Genomic DNA, 15676 nt, shown 5'->3' with positions numbered 1-15676 from the left:
TGGCGCGAGCGGGGACGAGCGGCGTCAGTCCTTGACGACGGTGGTGATGGTCAGCGGCGTCGCGTTGCCCACGAAGGTGCCGGCGGTGGTGGTGCACGGCATGGGCACCTGCGAGAAGTCCGCGGCGTAGTAGCCGTAGGTGGAGCCGTTGCCCTTCTCGTAGAACTCGTGCCCGTCCGGGAGGACCACCTTCCAGACGTAGTTGAGGCTCGTGTACTGCGTGGACGAGCGCGACCGGATGACCCCCGTCACGGTGGTGCCCCAGTGCCAAGGCGCCACGGCGGGCACCTCCACGGTCTGCGGCGCCGGAGCCCAGTCGAACGTGCTCGACGGACCAGAGCTGCCGCCCCAGCCGTAGATGAGGAACACGCGGGTGCCCCAGGGCAAATCGTCGTTGCGGTACGTCAGGGTGATTTCCGCCTGCGAGGTGCTGAAGTAGCCACACGTGTTGAGCACCGTGCGCGCCTGCACCCACTGCGAGCCCGCGAGCGCCGAGGTGGAGGTGAGCAACAGGGAGAGTACGAGCGCGTGGCGCGAGAACCGGGACATGCGGAGACTCCAGGAGTGGGTTGACAGCGTCGCCCCTCTACCAGAGCCGTGGATTCTGAGGGAGTCCTGAGACAACCGCCATCGTCGAGACACGCGGTGGTGTGTTCGAATGTCCGTCCGACACGAGCTGTGTGGCTCGTCGAGCCCGTCCGCGCATGCCCCGCGAGCCGCCCATCGTCCTGCCCGTCCTGCTGCCTCTGCTCCGGCACGCGAACCCGTGGGCGCTGCTGCTGGTGAAGGAGGAGGGCTATCCGCTCTCCACCGCCGCCGTGCTCTCCGAGCGCTACGCCTTGAAGAGCAACGAGAAGCCCTTCGTGAAGGCGCTGCTGGAGCGCAAGCGCAACCTCTGGGTCTTCCGTTGCGATCAGCGCCGCTTCGCGGGGGACTTCGTCGTCGTGGACATGGCGGAGCCGCGCCCCGCCCGACGACAGGTGGTGGTGCTGGACCTGAAGATGGGCGCGCCGCTCGTGCTCGGCGGAGGCGGCGCCGGGGTACAGCTCGTCCATGCCCAGGACGCGGTGGAGGGCGTCGCGGCACGCCAGGGCGTCATCCCTCCCGGCACCCCGTACACCCTGGCCACGGGCGACAAGGACGTCATGCTCGCCCATCTGGGCGCATGAAGCCGAAGCCGTGTTGGAATGACAGACATCCCGACCTGAAAGACATGGGACTTGACTGAACGGAGTTTCAGTCCCACTCTGGGACGGTGAAAGCCCGCCCCGTCGACAATCCGCCCAACCCCTGGGCGAGCACCGCGGTGGAGTACCTGGACGAGATTCCTCCCGCGAAGCTGGAGGTCTGGGAGGACCACAGCCGCCAGGTCCTCTCCCACAACGACAGCCCGGACGTGGGCTTCGACTGGAGCGTCAATCCCTACCGGGGCTGTCTGCACGCGTGCGCCTACTGCTACGCGCGCCCCACCCACCAGTACCTCGACTTCGGCGCCGGCACCGACTTCGAGACGAAGCTGGTGATGAAGCCGCGCGCGGCGGAGCTGCTCCGCGACGCCTTCGAGCGCCCCTCCTGGAAGGGGGAGACCGTCGTCTTCAGCGGCGTCACCGACTGCTACCAGCCGCTCGAGGCCTCCATGCGGCTGACGCGCGCGTGCCTGGAGGTCTGCGCCGAGTACAAGAACCCCGTCGGCATCGTCACCAAGGGCGTGCTCATCGAGCGCGACCTCGACGTGCTCCAGCGCCTGTCCCGCGACGCGCGGCTGTGGGTCAGCATCAGCCTGCCCTTCCACCACGCGGACATCGCGCGCGCCATGGAGCCCTACGCGGCCTCGCCCCAGCGGCGGCTGCTCGCCATCCGCCGCCTCGCGGACGCGGGCATCGACGTGGCCATCTCCTTCGCGCCCATCATCCCCGGCCTCAACGACGAGGACATCCACCGCGTCCTCACCGCCGCGAAGGAGGCCGGCGCCCGCCGCGCCCACTACACCCTGGTGCGCCTGCCCGGCCCCGTGAAGGACGTCTTCGAGGAGCGGCTTCGCGCCAGGCTCCCCCTGCGCGCCGAGCGCGTGCTCCACCGCATCCGGGAGACGCGCGGCGGGGAGCTCAGCGACTCCCGCTTCAAGCACCGCATGCGAGGCGAGGGGCTCTACGCCCAGACCATCCACCGCCTCTTCGAGACAACGGCGCGCAGGGTGGGCCTGCGCACCTCGTACATCACCGAGCCGGCACCGGACACCTTCCAGCGCCCGCCGCGAAAGCCACCGCCCTCGCCCCAGCTCAGCCTCTTCTGAGCGCGCCTATTTGCGTATCGCCTGGACGATGCTGATGAGGATGACCGCCCCCACCGTGGCCACCGCCAACGAGTAGAGGTTGAACCCCGTCACGCCGCGCCCGCCCAGCAGGCTGAACAGGAAGCCGCCAATCATCGAGCCGACGATGCCCGTCGCGATGTTGGCGAAGATTCCCATCCTCGCGTTCGTTCCCTTGATGATGCTCGCGATCCACCCCGCGAGCCCTCCCAGCACCAGCCACGAGCAGATTCCCATGTCATCCTCCTGACCGGCGGGTTGCTATCAGACCCGGCGTCGCCGTGCACCCGGGCCCACACAGGCCACTACGGCCCACGTGCCCACGTATTTCAAGGCCCCACACCCCCTCACGAAAACGCCCCACGCCTCCCGAGGGAGACATGGGGCGCGTGTACGACACGAAGGCGCGGCTCAGTCCTTGCCGAGCATGCCGTCCTTCAGGCCGCCGTCCACCGGCGACTTGCCCAGCCACACGGAGAACAGCGCGTCGGCGAAGTCCTTGCCCTCCACCGAGATGGGCTCCGTCACCTTGGTGCTCCGCACGCTCGTGCCGGAACCCGGGACGTAGGTGAGGATGATCTCCTCGCCCTTCTTCACGTCCGGAATGGCGTTGGCGAAGGTGTTCAGCCGCTCCTGGAGCGCGGGCAGCTTGTCGCCCGCGTTCTTCTTGAAGCCCTCCACGATGGCGTCGGTGATGCTCTTCTTGTCCAGGTCGCGCAGCATGTACATGCGCACGCGCTTGGACTCGTCCGCGGACACGAGCGCCGCGGCGTCCTGGCTCGGTGTCTCCACGTACAGGCCCACCGCGTAGACCTTGAACATCATCTTCTTGCGCAGGCCCACGCCGTTGAGCTTCAGCTCCTTGCCCTCCACCTTGGCGGTTCCGGGGAACTTCACCCCGGCGACCTCCTGGGCCTCTCCCGGAGCGGCGGAAGCAGGCAGGGCGAACAGCAGGCAGAGCGCGACGGCGGACAGGGTGGCTTTCATGAATCCCTCCAAGTGGGTTGTTTCACGTGCTCCGACGCACACTAGCCACGCGTCTTCACGAAATGCTCCATGAAGGTGACGAGGGTGCGCACATTCTCCACAGTCACCGCGTTGTACGTGGAAACCCGGATTCCTCCAGCGGTCCGGTGGCCCTTGAGCCCCACCATTCCTTGCCGCTTCGCGTCAGCGACGAAGGCCGCGTCCAGCTCCGGCGTGGGCAGGTGGAACACGACGTTCATCACTGAACGCGACGCGCGCTCCACGGGGGCCCGGTAGAAGCCCGCGTGCGTGTCCAGCGCGCCGTAGAGCAGGTCCGCCTTCTGGCGGTTCCACGCTTCAATCTGGCCCAGCCCGCCCACGTCCTTCATCCACGCGAGCACGTTGCGCACCAGGTAGATGGCCAGCGTGGGGGGCGTGTTGTAGAGCGAGTTGTTCTCCGCGTGGACGGCGTACCGGAAGATCTTCGGGATGTCCTTGCGGCCCTTCGCGATGAAGTCCTTCTGGGCCACCACCAGCGTGACGCCGGAGGGCCCCAGGTTCTTCTGCGCGCCCGCGTAGACCAGCCCGAAGCGCGACAGGTCCATCTTCTTCCACAGGAAGTCGGAGCTCATGTCCGCCACCAGCGGCACCGGCCCGGTGTCCGGCAGCGTGTGCCACTGGGTGCCGTAGATGGTGTTGTTGGTGGTGACGTGGACGTACGCGGCCTTCGCGTCCAGGGACAGCTCGTCCTGGCGCGGCACGCGGGTGTAGTGCTTGTCGGGCTGCACCGTCGTCGCCGCGACGCGGGGCTTGCCGTAGTACTTCGCCTCGTCGAGCGCCTTCTCGCTCCACACGCCCGTCATGAGGTAGTCCGCGCTCGTGTCGGGGGTGAGGAAGTTCATCGGCACCTGGGCGAACTGCTGCGACGCGCCGCCGGTGAGGAAGAGGACCTGGTGCGTGGACGGCAGGCCCGTCAGCTCCGACAGCAGGGCGATGGCCTCATCGTGGACGGCCTCGTACTCCTTGCCCCGGTGGCTGTGCTCCATGACGGACATGCCGGAGCCCTGGAAGTCGAGCAGCTCGTCCCGGGCGCGCTCCAGGGCGGGAAGGGGCAGGCCGGCGGGACCGGGGTTGAAGTTGATGACGCGCATGGCGGACAGGGCTCCTCTTCGAAATGGAACGGCGGGGCCCATTCTTCCTCCCGACGCCCCCCCGGGAGCCAGTAGGAAGCGGCCCGCCCTCGTCCGCTTCCCCCAGGAGCGGCCCCGGGGACGGGAAATGCAGCGTGGCCACCGGGCCGTCCCGGGGGTCTGGAGGTCAGGTGGGTTCCACGGAGGGACTGGCGGAGTGGGTACGGCGCGCGGCGAGTGGGGAGACTTCCGCCTTCAGTGAGCTGTATCGGCGCACCCGCCCCCTCGTGGCGAGGTTGGTGGCGGGGTTCGCCCCGCTGGACTCGGACGAGGTGGAGGACGTCATCCAGGAGTCCTTCGTCCGGGCGTTCCGGGCGCTGCCCCGGCTGAAGGAGCCGGGGGCCTTCGAGGCCTGGCTGCTGTCCATCGCTCGCAACCGGGCGCGCACCCGGCTGGAGCGAAAGGCCCACCTCAGGAGGTTGGAGGACGACATCGCGGACCCGGAGCCCGAGGCGGTGCCGCCCGTGCCGGAGTCCCTGCAGCTCGAGCGCGACATCGAGGTGGTCCGTCAGCTCATCGCCGAGCTGCCCGAGGGCGAGGAGAAGCGGACAGTGCAGCTTTTCTATATCGAAGGGGAGCTGTCCGCGCGTGAGATTGCGGAGCAGATGGGCGTGGGCAAAAGCGCCGTGACGATGAGACTCGAGCGCTTCCGGGGTCGTATCAAGAGAGAGCTGCTGCGGCGAGTGCTCGCCGGTCGGTGGGAGTGAGAGGTCATGAGACACCTGGATGACGAGGCGCTCGGCGCCCTTGCCCGTCGTGAGCCGGACGCGGTGACGTACTTCCGCGAGCACCTGGCCACCGCGTGTGAGGCGTGTGAGGGCTACCTCGCCACCCACTCCGGCCCTGACGTCCTGGACGGGCGGGTGGACGCGGTGCTCCTGGCCCTGTCGCCTCCGCGCCCCCAGGCGCCCCTGGACGAGGTGGGCCTGGCGCGGGTGAAGAAGCAGCTTCGCGCACCGCCCCGGTGGGACGCGCGGCGCTGGGGCGTGGTGGCGGGCGCGGTGGCCGCCGCGCTCGTCGCGGTGGTGGTGGTGCCCCGGGTGCGCCAGTCGGGCGCCGGGGTGGAGGTGGGCACGGACTCGCTGGCGCCGGGCGTGAAGGGCCAGGTGGGGAAGATTGCCCTGGAGCTGGCGGTGGTGGCGCGCGGCGCGGACGGGAGTCTCAGGCGGCTGGACCCGGACACCCAGGTGGCCCCGGGCGACGTGCTGCTCCTGCGCTACCACGCCACCGAGGCGGGCACGGGCCTGCTCTTCCAGCAGCGGGCCGAGCAGGAGCCGGAGCTGTTGGGCACCTTCGTGCTGGAGGCGGGGACCCATGACCTGCGCGACCCCCAGGGCCTGTCGGGCGTCAGCCTGGAGGGGGAATCGGGGCCGGTGACGTTGTGGTTGGCCGCCACCCCCTCGGGCCTGGAGCCCTCGCCCGACGAGGTGAGGCGGGTCCTGGTGGGAGGAGGTGAGCGATGGGAACAAGGCACGCTCGCCGTGACGAGGTTCGACGTGCGCGTGGGAAGCGGCGAGAATCCGCGCTGACCGAGTCACCGTGAGGCCCCTGCTCTCCATCCTGCTGGCGGCGCTGATGGCGTGCGCGACTCCTTCGTCCCTGGGGACGGAGAAGGGTGGACTCGTGCCGCTGCGGCTCGACGAGGAGGCACTCTCCAGCGCCTACACGCCCCGGCGGATGGCGCTGCTCGTGGGCATCTCCGAGTTCGACGACCCCCATTGGCGGGGGCTGCGTTACCCATCGAAGGACGCCAAGGACCTGGCCGCGGCGATGCTGGACCCGACGAAGGGCCGCTTCGACCAGGTGCGCGTGCTCACGCGGCCGGAGGAGACGACGCGCGCGGCCATCCTCGCCGCGCTCAGGCAGCTCCGGAAGGAGGCGCACCGTCCGGATGACGTGGTGGTCGTCTACTTCTCCGCGCACGGCACGCTGGCGCGCGACGCCACCGGGGAGCTGCGCCGCTTCCTGGTGACGCGGGACGCGTCCTACCGCGCCATCGCGCAGACGGCGCTGTCCATGGACGCGCTGAAGGCGGAGTTCGACGCGCTCTCCAGCCGGCGGCGGCTGCTGGTGCTGGCCTCGTGTCACAGCGGCAACGGCAAGTCGCTGTTGCCCAAGGAGCTGGAGAAGGAGCTGTCGGGCATCAAGTCCGGCTTCTACGCGCGGCCGCTGGAGGAGTCCTCGCGGGCGTCCATGGTGTTCGCCGCCTGTGACTGGGGCGAGACGGCCCGCGAGGACGAGGGCCTGCAGAACGACATCTACACGCACTTCCTCGTCGAGGGGCTGGGCGGCGGCGCTGACCGCAACGCGGACGGAGCCGTCACCGCGACGGAGGCGCACGACTACGCGCGCCGGCGCACGTTCGCCTTCACGGAAGGACGGCAGCGGCCGTCGGCGGAAATCCTGGAGGTGGGCGCGGACCCGGTGGTGCTGTCGGGCAGCATCTCCCGCACGGGCCGGCCGGAGCTGTTCTCCTACAACCCGCGCCTGGATGGCTTCACGCTCAAGGTGGATGGGGAGCCGCGCACGGAGCTGCCGGGCGGCGCGGCGGTGGTGCCGGGCAAGCGCACGGTGGAGCTGACCAAGGGTGACGCGGTGCTGGTGCGCCGCGAGGTGGAGGTGGGTGACGGGGAGCGGCTGCCCTTGGAGCAGCTGTTGTCGGAGGCCTTCCCCCGGCGCTCGCTGTCGCTGCTGGGCGGCATGTTCACGTTCGCGGACGCGAGAAGCCGCGGGGAGCTGTTGCCCATGGCGCCGGAGGTGGCGGTGTCGTTGCGGCTGGAGGACCGTCCGCTGCGCGACTTCGGGCTCTTGTTCGATGTCAGCTTCAGCACGGGCCGCCGCTCGCTGCGGCTCCTGCCGGAGGACACGGTCCCCTTCCGCTACACGACGTTCTCCGCCGGCGTGGCGCTCCCCTACCTGTGGCGCTGGGAGCGGCTGACGCTCTTCGCCGGCCCGCGTGTGGCCACCTTGTACCTGGGGCGGTCTTTCGATGTGGAGACGTACGCCGCCGGGCAGAGTTTCTTCACGGTCAGCCCCGGCGTGGTGGGAGGCGTGGTGCTGAGGGTGGGAGAGCGCCTGGAGTTGGTGGGACAGGCGCAGCTCATGCTGACGTACGTGGTGTTGGACGGGAAGGGACAGGCCGTGGGTTTCACCGGCGGCTGGGCCGGTGTGGGGTACCGCTTTTGATGCGCTCGAAACTGCACATCGCGTTGGGAGTCCTCCTGGCCCTGGGCGCGGGAGCGTGCGGCAACCTGGAGAACGCGCCCCTGCGGCTGGGCACCATCGAAGGGGCGCTGTCGGAGTACGACCCGGCGCACGCCCTGGTGTCGGTGGTGGGCGCGCCACAGCTGCGCTCGACGGTGGATGACCAGGGACGCTTCAAGCTGGAGAAGGTCCCCTCCGGGGACGTGGAGCTGTTCGTCGTCGCCACGCGGGAGAAGGCGACGCGGGTGAAGGTGAAGGTCTCCGCCGGCAAGGCGCTCGAGGTCGAGCGCGTCGAGCCGAAGGCCGCGGGCTTCCTGGAGCTGCGCGCGCGGTCCACCCAGGGCGAGCGGGTGGCGGGCGTGGAGGTGACGGTGCTGGGCACGCACCTGGACCAGCTGCAACTGGATGGCAAGGGGCGCGTGCAGGTGGGCCCCCTGCCGGACGGGTGCTACGAGCTGTCCATCGTCGGCATGGGGTTTCCGGAGGTGCGCTCCTCGGCGTGCGTCGGCTCGGGAGAGAAGAAGGAGCTGCGCGTCCAGTTGCAGCCCCGCGCGGACCTGGTGAACCGGTGCGCCGCGACGGGCTGCGAGGACGGCCTGGTGTGCGGCCCGGGTGGCCGCTGCGTGGAGTGCGTGGAGGACGACCAGTGCGGCGCGGGCATGTCGTGCAAGGGCTTCCGCTGCAACGCGAACGGCCCCCAGTGCGGCGCGTGCGTGAATGGCCGCAGCTGTGATGACGGCTCCGCGTGCATGCTGCTCGTCGGTGGCGGGCCGACGTGCGTGAAGTCCTGCACGGAGACGGTGGACGAGGACGACCTCGCCGCGAGCCGCTGCGAGGCGGGCTTCACCTGCCAGGCGGGCAACTGCCTGCCGGACACGCAGCGCTTCCTGAGCTGCAGCGCGCTCCTGCAGTTCGGCGCGGAGTGCATGGACGACGAGCGCTGCCAGGGGCTGGGCATGGCCTCGGGCCTGTGCGTGGAGCGCCAGTGCACCGTGCCGTGCGTCGAGGACCTGGACTGCCCGGGCGCCTCGCGCTGCGAGGACACCCTGGACGGTCGCGTGTGCTCGGTCCGCGACTGAGGGCCCTGAGTCACCCGCCCGGCGTGAGCACGAGCCCGTCGCGGGAGAGTCGAGCCACCGCGTCGAGGACATCGGACTCGGGCATCCCGGTGGCCGCCGTCACGTCCGACGCGGACAGGCCCTCCACCGCCATCTTCAGCACGAGCAGCGTGGGCGGCGTGGCCTCCTGGTAGTACGTCACCAGGTCCCCGGGGTGGCGCCACAGGAGCGCCAGCTCCTCGCCGCGCTCGGGCGCCCCACCCTCCCCCCGACTCCGCACGTGCGCGCAGAGGCGGAAGGTGTGCTCCAGCACGGCCAGGGTGGGGTTCGGCGTCAGCGTCTCCACGCGGGCCGGCGACGGCGCCTGGGACGAGAACACCGCGAAGTCCGTCCACTCGAAGCGCGCCAGCTCGGCGGAGTAAGGCGGCAGGCCGTGGGACACGAGCGAGTCCGCGATGAACGCGGGGAAGCCCTCGCCCAGCCGGTTCACCTCGTGGTGCCGCGCGGGGCGCGTCAGCGTGTAGCCCTCCACGAGCGAGGTCCATGCCTCCGGCCCCACCGCGCGGCGCAGGAGCGGATAGAGCTTCTCCACCGCGCCTCGCACGTGGCCTCGCACGAAGTCGCCGTAGATGGACACGCGCCGGGCGGGCGCATCCCACCCCGGGTACCTCGCGTAGAGCTGCTCGAGCGAGGCCGTGCCGGGCTTCGCGAGGTAGGCACCCATGCCGTCGAAGAAGTGCTTGAGCTCGGGCTTCATCGTCGCTCCGTGTCGCCGAGCACGGCGCGCGCCTGGTCCGCTTCGTCCAGCACGGCCGTCATCGACGGGATGTCCTGGTCCCACTCGATGAGCGTCGACACGGGGCCGGTGCGCTCGAGCACGTAGCGATACAGCGACCACACGTCGTCACAGACGCGGTCTCCGTGCGTGTCGATGATGACGTCGGGGTAGCGCGTGTGGCCGGCGAGGTGCACCTGCACCACGCGCTCGAGCGGCAGCGCGTCCACGAAGGCGCGCGCGTCGTAGCCGTGGTTGAGCGCGTTGACGTAGACGTTGTTCACGTCCAGGAGGAGGCCGCAGTCCGCCTGCTCCACCACGTGCCGCAGGAAGTCCGCTTCGCCCAGCGTGCCCCCGGGCATGTTCGCGTAGTAGCTCGGGTTCTCCAGCAGGAAGGGGCGGCCCACGCGGGCCATCACCTCGCGCACGCGCGGCACGACGTGCTCCACCGCGGCCTCACTGAAGGGCAGTGGCAACAGGTCGTGCAGGTACACGCCGCCCAGGCGCGAGTAGCACAGGTGGTCGGAGAAGAACGGCGCGTCCACGCGCTCGACCAGCGCGGCCAGGGCCGTGACGTAGTCGACGTCGAGCGCGTCCGGCCCGCCGATGTCCAGGCCCACGCCGTGCGGCAACACGGGCCAGCGCTCCACGCACGCGTCCAGCGCGCGCTGGGGACGACCGCCGAGCGACAGGAAGTTCTCCGGGATGATCTCCACCCAGTCGAGCGTGCGCTCCGTGCGCGGCAGCTCCTCGTAGAAGCTCCGTCGCAGGCCGATGCCCGCGCCCAGGGGCTTCAGTCCGTGTCTTCGCGCGTACGTCGCCACCACGGCGGGGGACCTCCTACAGGGTTGATGCGAAACCGGGCGGTGGGAGCGGATGTTCCCACCGCCCGGAGGGGGCCTGGATGCGGCCCGTGACGACTACTTCTTGCCGCAGCCGCCGGCGCCGCAGGCGTGCTCGGTGCCCTTCTCCGGCGTGGCGGCGGGGGCGGCGCCCTCGGTCTTCTGCGCGCCGCAGCCCGCCTCGGCGCCCTTGTCGCCTTCGGCCTTCTGCGCGCCACAGCTGCCCTCGGCGCCCTTCTCCGCGGCGGCCGGCTGGGCCTCGGCGGACTTGGTGGAGGCACAGCCGGTGGCGAGGGACGCCAGGGACAGGGTGCCGACAATCGCCGCAAGAGCCTTCGCGTTCATGGGGTTGCTTCCTTTCGGTACTGCGTTGAGGGGGTTACTGCTCGAGCGCACGAGTCATCTGGAGCGCGATGAGCGCCAGCGTCGTTCTGGACATGGCGGACCTCATCTACGGATGTCGATGAATCGCGGATGCATCGGATACGCAACTTCCCGCACGTGGGTTACACCCAGGATTTTCCAGTGCCTCGCGCAGCGCGCTGTCACGGGCCGGCACCAGTTGGATGCCCTCAGCGCCGGTCGTCACGCCCAGCGCTTGTAGCAAACCTTCCTGCTCCACAAAAGCTGGCCGCTCGAGGTGGCGGGCGAGCAACGCATCGAACAGCGGCCGCCCCGCGACCTCGTCCACCGCCATGCCGAAGGCCCCGAAGGTGGACGTGCTCCCCCGCGCCGCGAGCCCCTCCAACACATCCTCCAGGTGACGTCGGTTTCCAGTGACACGGCGGATTTCCACATCGAGATGCAGGGCGAAGAGCGCGCCGGTCCAATAGGTGCCTGGGGAGAAGTCGCTGTCGGCGACGACCTCCTTCATGGTGCGGGCTTTCGCCACGTCTCGGCCGCGCGCGAAGCCGTCCACCAGCTCGCCCCAGGCGCGCTGGGCGCTCTGTCTTCCCGAGCGGACCTGCGCCATCTCCGTGAGGTAGGTGGCGAGCCCCTCCGACAACCACGGCACGCGCGGGAGGATGGCGGGATGCGCGAGGTGGAGCATCTCGTGGAGCGCGACCCAGTCGCGCTCGAACGAGGCTTCGGTGGCGTCCTGTCCCACGAGCAGCGAGATGCTGGGTGGAGAGCTCCACAGCACCATGCCGAAGAAGCCGGGGCCCTCGCGCCCGGGGACGGGGATGACCCGCACGGTGACGCGGGGATAGGGGAAGGCGCGGCGCACGGTGAGCACTTCGTCGGCGGTCCGCTTCAGCCAGTGACACACGCGCGCGTCGTCGAGGTGGGTGAAGTGGCCGAGCACCGCCACGTCCAGCACCGCGTCTTGAAGGACCACCTGACACCGTCGTCCGCCGAAGGCGTGGAACCCCGAGTCGACGAGGTCCTCGGCGCGCAGGTGGTACAGGCCCGTGTCATCCGGTTGCCAGGGCAACAGGGCGTCGATGCCGTCGACGACGAGCTCCACGCGCAGGTCGGGTGGCGCCAGGTTGGGGCGGATGAGGTACGTACGGCCCGTGAGATGCCACGTGTCGTCGTCGGCGCTCCCCGAGAAGAAGTCCCAGCCGTGTCCACGACGGCGGGGTTCGAGTGCAAAGCGATAGCGCAGGAAGCGGATGTCCCGGGGCAGTTGCACCAGGCCGTCGCGGACCGGGACGTCGAGACGCTCGCCGTCCTCGCGGAATGCGCTGACGGAGTCCACGCCGCCGGGGCGCGTGAAGCGGAAGGTGCGCGGCGTGCCTCGGACGAGGACGACCTCCACGTCGAGCGCGGGCGTGGGTTCGCGGACGTAGGTGAGGTTGTAGCGCAGCGCCACCGGGTCCTTCGCCGCGCGCGGGCGGACACCGCCGAGGCAGGACAGCGCCACGAGGCAGAGCAGCGGGAGCATCGAACGGATGCGCGCGTGGGACATCACGGACACAACCCTAGCCTGGAGCGAAGCGTGCGCGGGAGCGGCCGTCGGCGCTTCCGTGCGAGCGTGTGGGAAGGGCCCTCCGCGCGCCGAGGATGCGATCGGTGCCGAGCGACCTGGGACAGTGGGTCCTTCGGGCCGAGACGCGCCAGTCCGAGGGAGGGCCGCACTCCGAGCCCCTCAAGAGCCTGCGCGGGCACATCCCATGGCTCGATGCGTGTCTCCCCCCGAGGCCCCTTGGCGCACGATGGACTCGGAGCGTTGGAGGCCGCGCGGGCCTCTCCGTTGGACACGAGCCCCGCCCCATGACTGCGCCGTATCGGACTCACAGGGTGCCGGGTAGATTCCGCGCCGTGCATTCCGACTTCATGCGCCTGATGCCACATCATCCCCGGAAGCCCACGCCATGGTGCCTTTCCCTGGTCCTGCTGACAGCATGCGCGAGCAACCCGAGTCGATCCGGGCATGGCGACCTACGTCTCGACACAGAAACCGCTGCGAGGCTTCGCCATGCGGCTGCGGTGTCGCGTAGCGCGACTGGCGCTGCGGCGACCCAGGAAACGGCCTCGCAACTCATCAAACTCGCTCCAGTTCTGCTTGTCGTGCTGAAGGATGACAATGCAGTGGATGAGCTTGAAGAGCATCTCGTGGATTGCGCCATCCAGGCGGAGCGCCAGGTGAACAATGAGTTCTTCGGCGGGCGCTCCCCGACCCGAAGAGAGTGCGGTGAGGAAGTGGAGAGAGATGGCTGCGGTGACGTTGTCACCCGCGCCATGGCCCTTGGGAAGCGCAAGCACCTGCTGGCGCTCCAATGTGCTCGCGAGGTGCTGGAGCGAGCCTGGACGGCGCCTTTCAGCATCGAGCAACGCTATCGTTACTATCCTCATGCAGACCTCCTGGAGACCATCAGCCGAAGCGAAGAGGCTCGACTTCTCGCAGAGGGCTGCACGCGTGATTTGTGGCGCACCATCAAGCCGGATGTGGTCCTGCACTCCGATTCCAACCTGTTGAGCTCAATCCTCATCCTGGACTTCAAGTTCCCCTGCCCCGATTCGAATGAGGCCCGGTGGACTCTCTATGGGGAGAAGAGCGCCTACCAGGGCTCGAACCAGGGACGAGTCTACAGAGAGGCCCTGAAAGGAGAGGCAGTCATGATTTCGCCTCGATGGGGAATCACACAATGAGCGATTCGCTTCCAGTCATCCGACTGATGAACAAGCACGGAGACCTGGTGGCCCGTGATGGACTCGCGCTCTGCTTCTTCATGCGTCACTCACACCGGGATGTGGCCGACCGCGTCTGGTCCTGCCTGGAGAAGTACCGGCGTGCCATCCCTCCCCTGGCACTGGGGTGGTATGGAGCGGACGATGGAGACATGCTCCCCTTGGATGAAGCAGGGTGGACGCACATCCGTCAGCAAATTGTCGAACGTGCCTGGGGGGGCGAGTGGCTCGTTGATCTGTCCGAGTTGCCCGGCGGGGCCAGCGACTACCACTTCGGATACGACGGTCGAAAGCTCGATGACCCCATCTTCTCACGCGACGACAGGGCAACGAGTGGGCTCTGCTTCTTGTTCCCCACCGAGTACCTCATGACACATGGCCCGGAGCATTTCCGCACCCTGGCCCTCGAGATTGCTCGTGAGCTTCCGTTCAGCTTTGGTTACGCCAGCCCCGCGCTCATCTCCTCATCAGGGGCCTGGTTCTCCCTCCGGAAGCAGGTCCAAGAGGTGCTCCAACGTTACCTTGGCCTGGATCTCCCACGTCTGGGAGACACCAGTCGGAACATCGGTACGCGCGCACGAGGCGCTTACTGGCTCACGTTTCTGGGACAGCCGTTGCTCAGTCAGCTTGGAGGTCGCGAGATTGTGGAGCAACAGCTCGACTTGCCAGGTGTCTCTGTCCAGGCCGTGGACGAGGAGCGAATTCTGGTCACCTTGGGAGAGTGGCCCGAAGCCATCGACACCGAAAATCACGCCATCCCGCTGCCCTATCGGGAGATGACGCGGGTCCTCGAACCCTTCCTGCATGAGGAAGAGGTCACCGGGCTGCCGTGGGATCCCCTCACCTTGCGTCTTCGGAGCCACCGACTCCGCCGATGATGCTCAGGGGTGGGCACAGCTCACTCGACGTCAGTCGCCCTGCTTCTTCTCCGGAGCCGCCGCCCCCGCAAGCAGGAAGGCGCGCGCGGCCTCCAGGATTTCATCCGACAGCGGCGTCGCCTTCGTCGCCCGCGCGAGCGTCATCGCCCCGAACAGGAGCGCCACCGTCGCCAGCGCGCGCTGCCTCCCGGTGACCCCCTCCCCACTTGCGACCCGGGCCCCCAGCTCCGCCGCGAGCGTCTCCACGCCCCGCCCCAGCGCCTCCTGCGCCTCGGGCGTGCCCCGCGTCACGTCCGACAACACGGAGGGCAGGATGCAGCCCTCCTCCATGTCGTCACGGTTGTGGCGGTTCAGGTACCGCCTCACGAAGTGACTCAGGAACTCCGCGCCGCGCAGCTCCTCCAGCCCTCCCAACCAGCGCGAGTGCTGATGCTGGAAGAACGCCCGCACCGACTCCGCGAGCAGCGAGTCCTTCGAGGCGAAGTGCGCATAGAAGCCGCCCACCGTCAGCCCCGCTGCGCGCATGACGCGCTCCACGCTCGCGCCCGCGAACCCCTCCTTCCGGAAGAGCGACTCCGCCGCCGCCAGGATTCTCTCGCGCGTGGCCTGCTTGTGCTCGGGTGCGTAGCGCATCGCCGCCCTACTCCCGGCCACCCGGGCCCGCGGGCCTGAACACCATGCACGTCGTCGTCCCGTGCGCGTACAGCTTCCCGCTCGCGTCCGTCAGCTTCGCCTGCGCCGTCGCCACCCGCCCTCCCACGTGAATCACCTCCCCCGTGCACGTCAGCTTCCCCGTGTCCTGCGAGATGGCCCGCACCATGTTCACGTGCAGCTCCAACGTCGTGTAGCCCGCCCCCACCGGCAACGTGCTGTGCACCGCGCACCCCAGCGCCGAGTCCAACAACGTGGCCGCCAATCCCCCGTGCACCGTCCCGATCGGGTTGTAGTGGTACTCCCCCGGCTCCACCTCGAACACCGCCCGCCCCTCCGACACCTCCACCGGCGCGAAGCCCATCAGCGACGCAATCGGCGCCCCCGGCACCTCCCCCCGGACGATGGCGCGCAGGTACTCCAGCCCCGACATCGTCTTCGCCGCCGCCACCCCCTCCCGGTAGTCCCGCCAGGTCACCGTCCGGGTCCGCGCGTCGCTCTCCGCCTCGCTCATGACCTCTCCCTCGATGAAATGATGACCCTCATCGTCCCAGGACCGGACATCCACACGTTCCTCGACAATGAGGCTTGCCAGATGGAATGATACCCATAATACAAAGAGGCATCGAGCGCACGTCGCGAAGAAGGAGGGCCCACGGACGGCCG

General features: G+C 69.1%; 18 protein-coding genes. 8 read left to right on the top strand and 10 right to left on the bottom strand.

Annotated features, from left to right (window positions below; genetic code table 11):
* Nucleotides 1–24: 24 nt before the first annotated feature.
* Entirely contained in the window at nt 25–549 is a 525-nt protein-coding gene (locus VZQ01_RS33740) for a hypothetical protein (protein ID WP_426745685.1), read from the bottom strand.
* 155 nt (nt 550–704) lie between these two features.
* Between VZQ01_RS33740 and VZQ01_RS33735 the strand changes: the two genes are divergently transcribed.
* Together VZQ01_RS33735 and VZQ01_RS33730 are read left to right on the top strand one after the other, a co-directional pair.
* Nucleotides 705–1169, top strand: coding sequence for a hypothetical protein (locus VZQ01_RS33735; RefSeq protein WP_426745684.1), 465 nt, complete (start codon nt 705–707; stop codon nt 1167–1169).
* Nucleotides 1170–1255: 86 nt separating this feature from the next.
* Nucleotides 1256–2293: a PA0069 family radical SAM protein gene (locus tag VZQ01_RS33730; protein WP_426745683.1), complete on the top strand. Its 1038-nt coding sequence runs from the start codon at nt 1256–1258 to the stop codon at nt 2291–2293.
* Between the two features lie 6 nt (nt 2294–2299).
* Here VZQ01_RS33730 and VZQ01_RS33725 read toward each other — a convergent pair whose 3' ends face one another.
* The 3 genes from VZQ01_RS33725 to serC all read right to left on the bottom strand — a co-directional run bounded on the left by VZQ01_RS33725 (nt 2300) and on the right by serC (nt 4428).
* Nucleotides 2300–2548 (bottom strand): GlsB/YeaQ/YmgE family stress response membrane protein, encoded by a 249-nt coding sequence (locus tag VZQ01_RS33725; RefSeq protein WP_046715010.1) that lies wholly within the window; start codon nt 2546–2548, stop codon nt 2300–2302.
* 174 nt (nt 2549–2722) lie between these two features.
* Complete coding sequence (locus tag VZQ01_RS33720) at nt 2723–3298, bottom strand: chalcone isomerase family protein (RefSeq protein ID WP_046715011.1); 576 nt, start codon at nt 3296–3298, stop codon at nt 2723–2725.
* A gap of 41 nt (nt 3299–3339) precedes the next feature.
* A complete protein-coding gene (gene serC, locus VZQ01_RS33715; protein ID WP_267700234.1) occupies nt 3340–4428 on the bottom strand; it encodes a 3-phosphoserine/phosphohydroxythreonine transaminase in 1089 nt (362 codons plus the stop codon).
* A 170-nt stretch (nt 4429–4598) separates the two neighbouring features.
* Between serC and VZQ01_RS33710 the strand changes: the two genes are divergently transcribed.
* The 4 genes from VZQ01_RS33710 to VZQ01_RS33695 are packed head-to-tail and all read left to right on the top strand — an operon-like array spanning nt 4599 to nt 8750.
* Nucleotides 4599–5174, top strand: coding sequence for an RNA polymerase sigma factor (locus tag VZQ01_RS33710; RefSeq protein WP_174816707.1), 576 nt, complete (start codon nt 4599–4601; stop codon nt 5172–5174).
* Nucleotides 5175–5180: 6 nt separating this feature from the next.
* Nucleotides 5181–5996, top strand: coding sequence for a hypothetical protein (locus VZQ01_RS33705; protein WP_426745682.1), 816 nt, complete (start codon nt 5181–5183; stop codon nt 5994–5996).
* 10 nt (nt 5997–6006) lie between these two features.
* Nucleotides 6007–7653 carry a caspase family protein gene (locus VZQ01_RS33700; protein ID WP_223745660.1) on the top strand — a complete coding sequence of 549 codons (1647 nt, stop codon included), beginning with the start codon at nt 6007–6009 and terminating at the stop codon, nt 7651–7653.
* A complete protein-coding gene (locus tag VZQ01_RS33695; protein ID WP_426745681.1) occupies nt 7653–8750 on the top strand; it encodes a carboxypeptidase-like regulatory domain-containing protein in 1098 nt (365 codons plus the stop codon). Before VZQ01_RS33700 ends, VZQ01_RS33695 begins: the two co-directional genes overlap by 1 nt.
* A 10-nt stretch (nt 8751–8760) precedes the next feature.
* Here the strand turns inward: VZQ01_RS33695 and VZQ01_RS33690 are convergent, their stop codons facing one another.
* The 4 genes from VZQ01_RS33690 to VZQ01_RS33675 all read right to left on the bottom strand — a co-directional run bounded on the left by VZQ01_RS33690 (nt 8761) and on the right by VZQ01_RS33675 (nt 12258).
* Entirely contained in the window at nt 8761–9486 is a 726-nt protein-coding gene (locus tag VZQ01_RS33690) for an HvfC/BufC N-terminal domain-containing protein (protein ID WP_426745680.1), read from the bottom strand.
* Nucleotides 9483–10328, bottom strand: coding sequence for an MNIO family bufferin maturase (gene bufB, locus VZQ01_RS33685; protein WP_426736537.1), 846 nt, complete (start codon nt 10326–10328; stop codon nt 9483–9485). Before bufB ends, VZQ01_RS33690 begins: the two co-directional genes overlap by 4 nt.
* A 96-nt stretch (nt 10329–10424) precedes the next feature.
* A complete protein-coding gene (locus tag VZQ01_RS33680; RefSeq protein WP_141330247.1) occupies nt 10425–10691 on the bottom strand; it encodes a hypothetical protein in 267 nt (88 codons plus the stop codon).
* A gap of 106 nt (nt 10692–10797) precedes the next feature.
* On the bottom strand, nt 10798–12258 hold the full coding sequence (locus VZQ01_RS33675) for a M61 metallopeptidase family protein (RefSeq protein ID WP_426745679.1): 1461 nt from the start codon (nt 12256–12258) through the stop codon (nt 10798–10800).
* 353 nt (nt 12259–12611) lie between these two features.
* On the opposite strand from VZQ01_RS33675, the gene VZQ01_RS33670 reads away from it, so the two are divergent.
* Nucleotides 12612–13442, top strand: a complete 831-nt coding sequence (locus tag VZQ01_RS33670) for a hypothetical protein (protein WP_426745678.1) — start codon at nt 12612–12614, stop codon at nt 13440–13442.
* Nucleotides 13439–14359 (top strand): type VI immunity family protein, encoded by a 921-nt coding sequence (locus tag VZQ01_RS33665; RefSeq protein ID WP_426745677.1) that lies wholly within the window; start codon nt 13439–13441, stop codon nt 14357–14359. The genes VZQ01_RS33670 and VZQ01_RS33665 overlap by 4 nt, the downstream gene beginning before the upstream one ends.
* Before the next feature lie 30 nt (nt 14360–14389).
* Here the strand turns inward: VZQ01_RS33665 and VZQ01_RS33660 are convergent, their stop codons facing one another.
* Both VZQ01_RS33660 and VZQ01_RS33655 read right to left on the bottom strand, forming a co-directional pair.
* A complete protein-coding gene (locus VZQ01_RS33660; RefSeq protein WP_426745676.1) occupies nt 14390–14992 on the bottom strand; it encodes a TetR/AcrR family transcriptional regulator in 603 nt (200 codons plus the stop codon).
* Between the two features lie 7 nt (nt 14993–14999).
* Complete coding sequence (locus VZQ01_RS33655) at nt 15000–15524, bottom strand: PaaI family thioesterase (protein WP_255665944.1); 525 nt, start codon at nt 15522–15524, stop codon at nt 15000–15002.
* Nucleotides 15525–15676 lie beyond the last annotated feature (152 nt).

The sequence above is a fragment of the Myxococcus faecalis genome (assembly GCF_050039385.1).
In the GTDB taxonomy this organism is placed as follows: Bacteria; Myxococcota; Myxococcia; order Myxococcales; family Myxococcaceae; genus Myxococcus; species Myxococcus fulvus.
This window is presented reverse-complemented; position numbering and strand designations above follow the sequence as displayed.

Excerpts from the sequence above, each read along its gene's own strand:
- VZQ01_RS33740 (WP_426745685.1), bottom strand. The coding sequence starts at position 549 with ATGTCCCGGTTCTCGCGCCACGCGCTCGTACTCTCCCTGTTGCTCACC.
- VZQ01_RS33735 (WP_426745684.1), top strand. The coding sequence starts at position 705 with ATGCCCCGCGAGCCGCCCATCGTCCTGCCCGTCCTGCTGCCTCTGCTC.
- VZQ01_RS33725 (WP_046715010.1), bottom strand. The coding sequence starts at position 2,548 with ATGGGAATCTGCTCGTGGCTGGTGCTGGGAGGGCTCGCGGGGTGGATC.
- VZQ01_RS33720 (WP_046715011.1), bottom strand. The coding sequence starts at position 3,298 with ATGAAAGCCACCCTGTCCGCCGTCGCGCTCTGCCTGCTGTTCGCCCTG.
- serC (WP_267700234.1), bottom strand. The coding sequence starts at position 4,428 with ATGCGCGTCATCAACTTCAACCCCGGTCCCGCCGGCCTGCCCCTTCCC.
- VZQ01_RS33705 (WP_426745682.1), top strand. The coding sequence starts at position 5,181 with ATGAGACACCTGGATGACGAGGCGCTCGGCGCCCTTGCCCGTCGTGAG.
- VZQ01_RS33695 (WP_426745681.1), top strand. The coding sequence starts at position 7,653 with ATGCGCTCGAAACTGCACATCGCGTTGGGAGTCCTCCTGGCCCTGGGC.
- VZQ01_RS33690 (WP_426745680.1), bottom strand. The coding sequence starts at position 9,486 with ATGAAGCCCGAGCTCAAGCACTTCTTCGACGGCATGGGTGCCTACCTC.
- VZQ01_RS33680 (WP_141330247.1), bottom strand. The coding sequence starts at position 10,691 with ATGAACGCGAAGGCTCTTGCGGCGATTGTCGGCACCCTGTCCCTGGCG.
- VZQ01_RS33675 (WP_426745679.1), bottom strand. The coding sequence starts at position 12,258 with ATGTCCCACGCGCGCATCCGTTCGATGCTCCCGCTGCTCTGCCTCGTG.
- VZQ01_RS33665 (WP_426745677.1), top strand. The coding sequence starts at position 13,439 with ATGAGCGATTCGCTTCCAGTCATCCGACTGATGAACAAGCACGGAGAC.
- VZQ01_RS33660 (WP_426745676.1), bottom strand. The coding sequence starts at position 14,992 with ATGCGCTACGCACCCGAGCACAAGCAGGCCACGCGCGAGAGAATCCTG.
- VZQ01_RS33655 (WP_255665944.1), bottom strand. The coding sequence starts at position 15,524 with ATGAGCGAGGCGGAGAGCGACGCGCGGACCCGGACGGTGACCTGGCGG.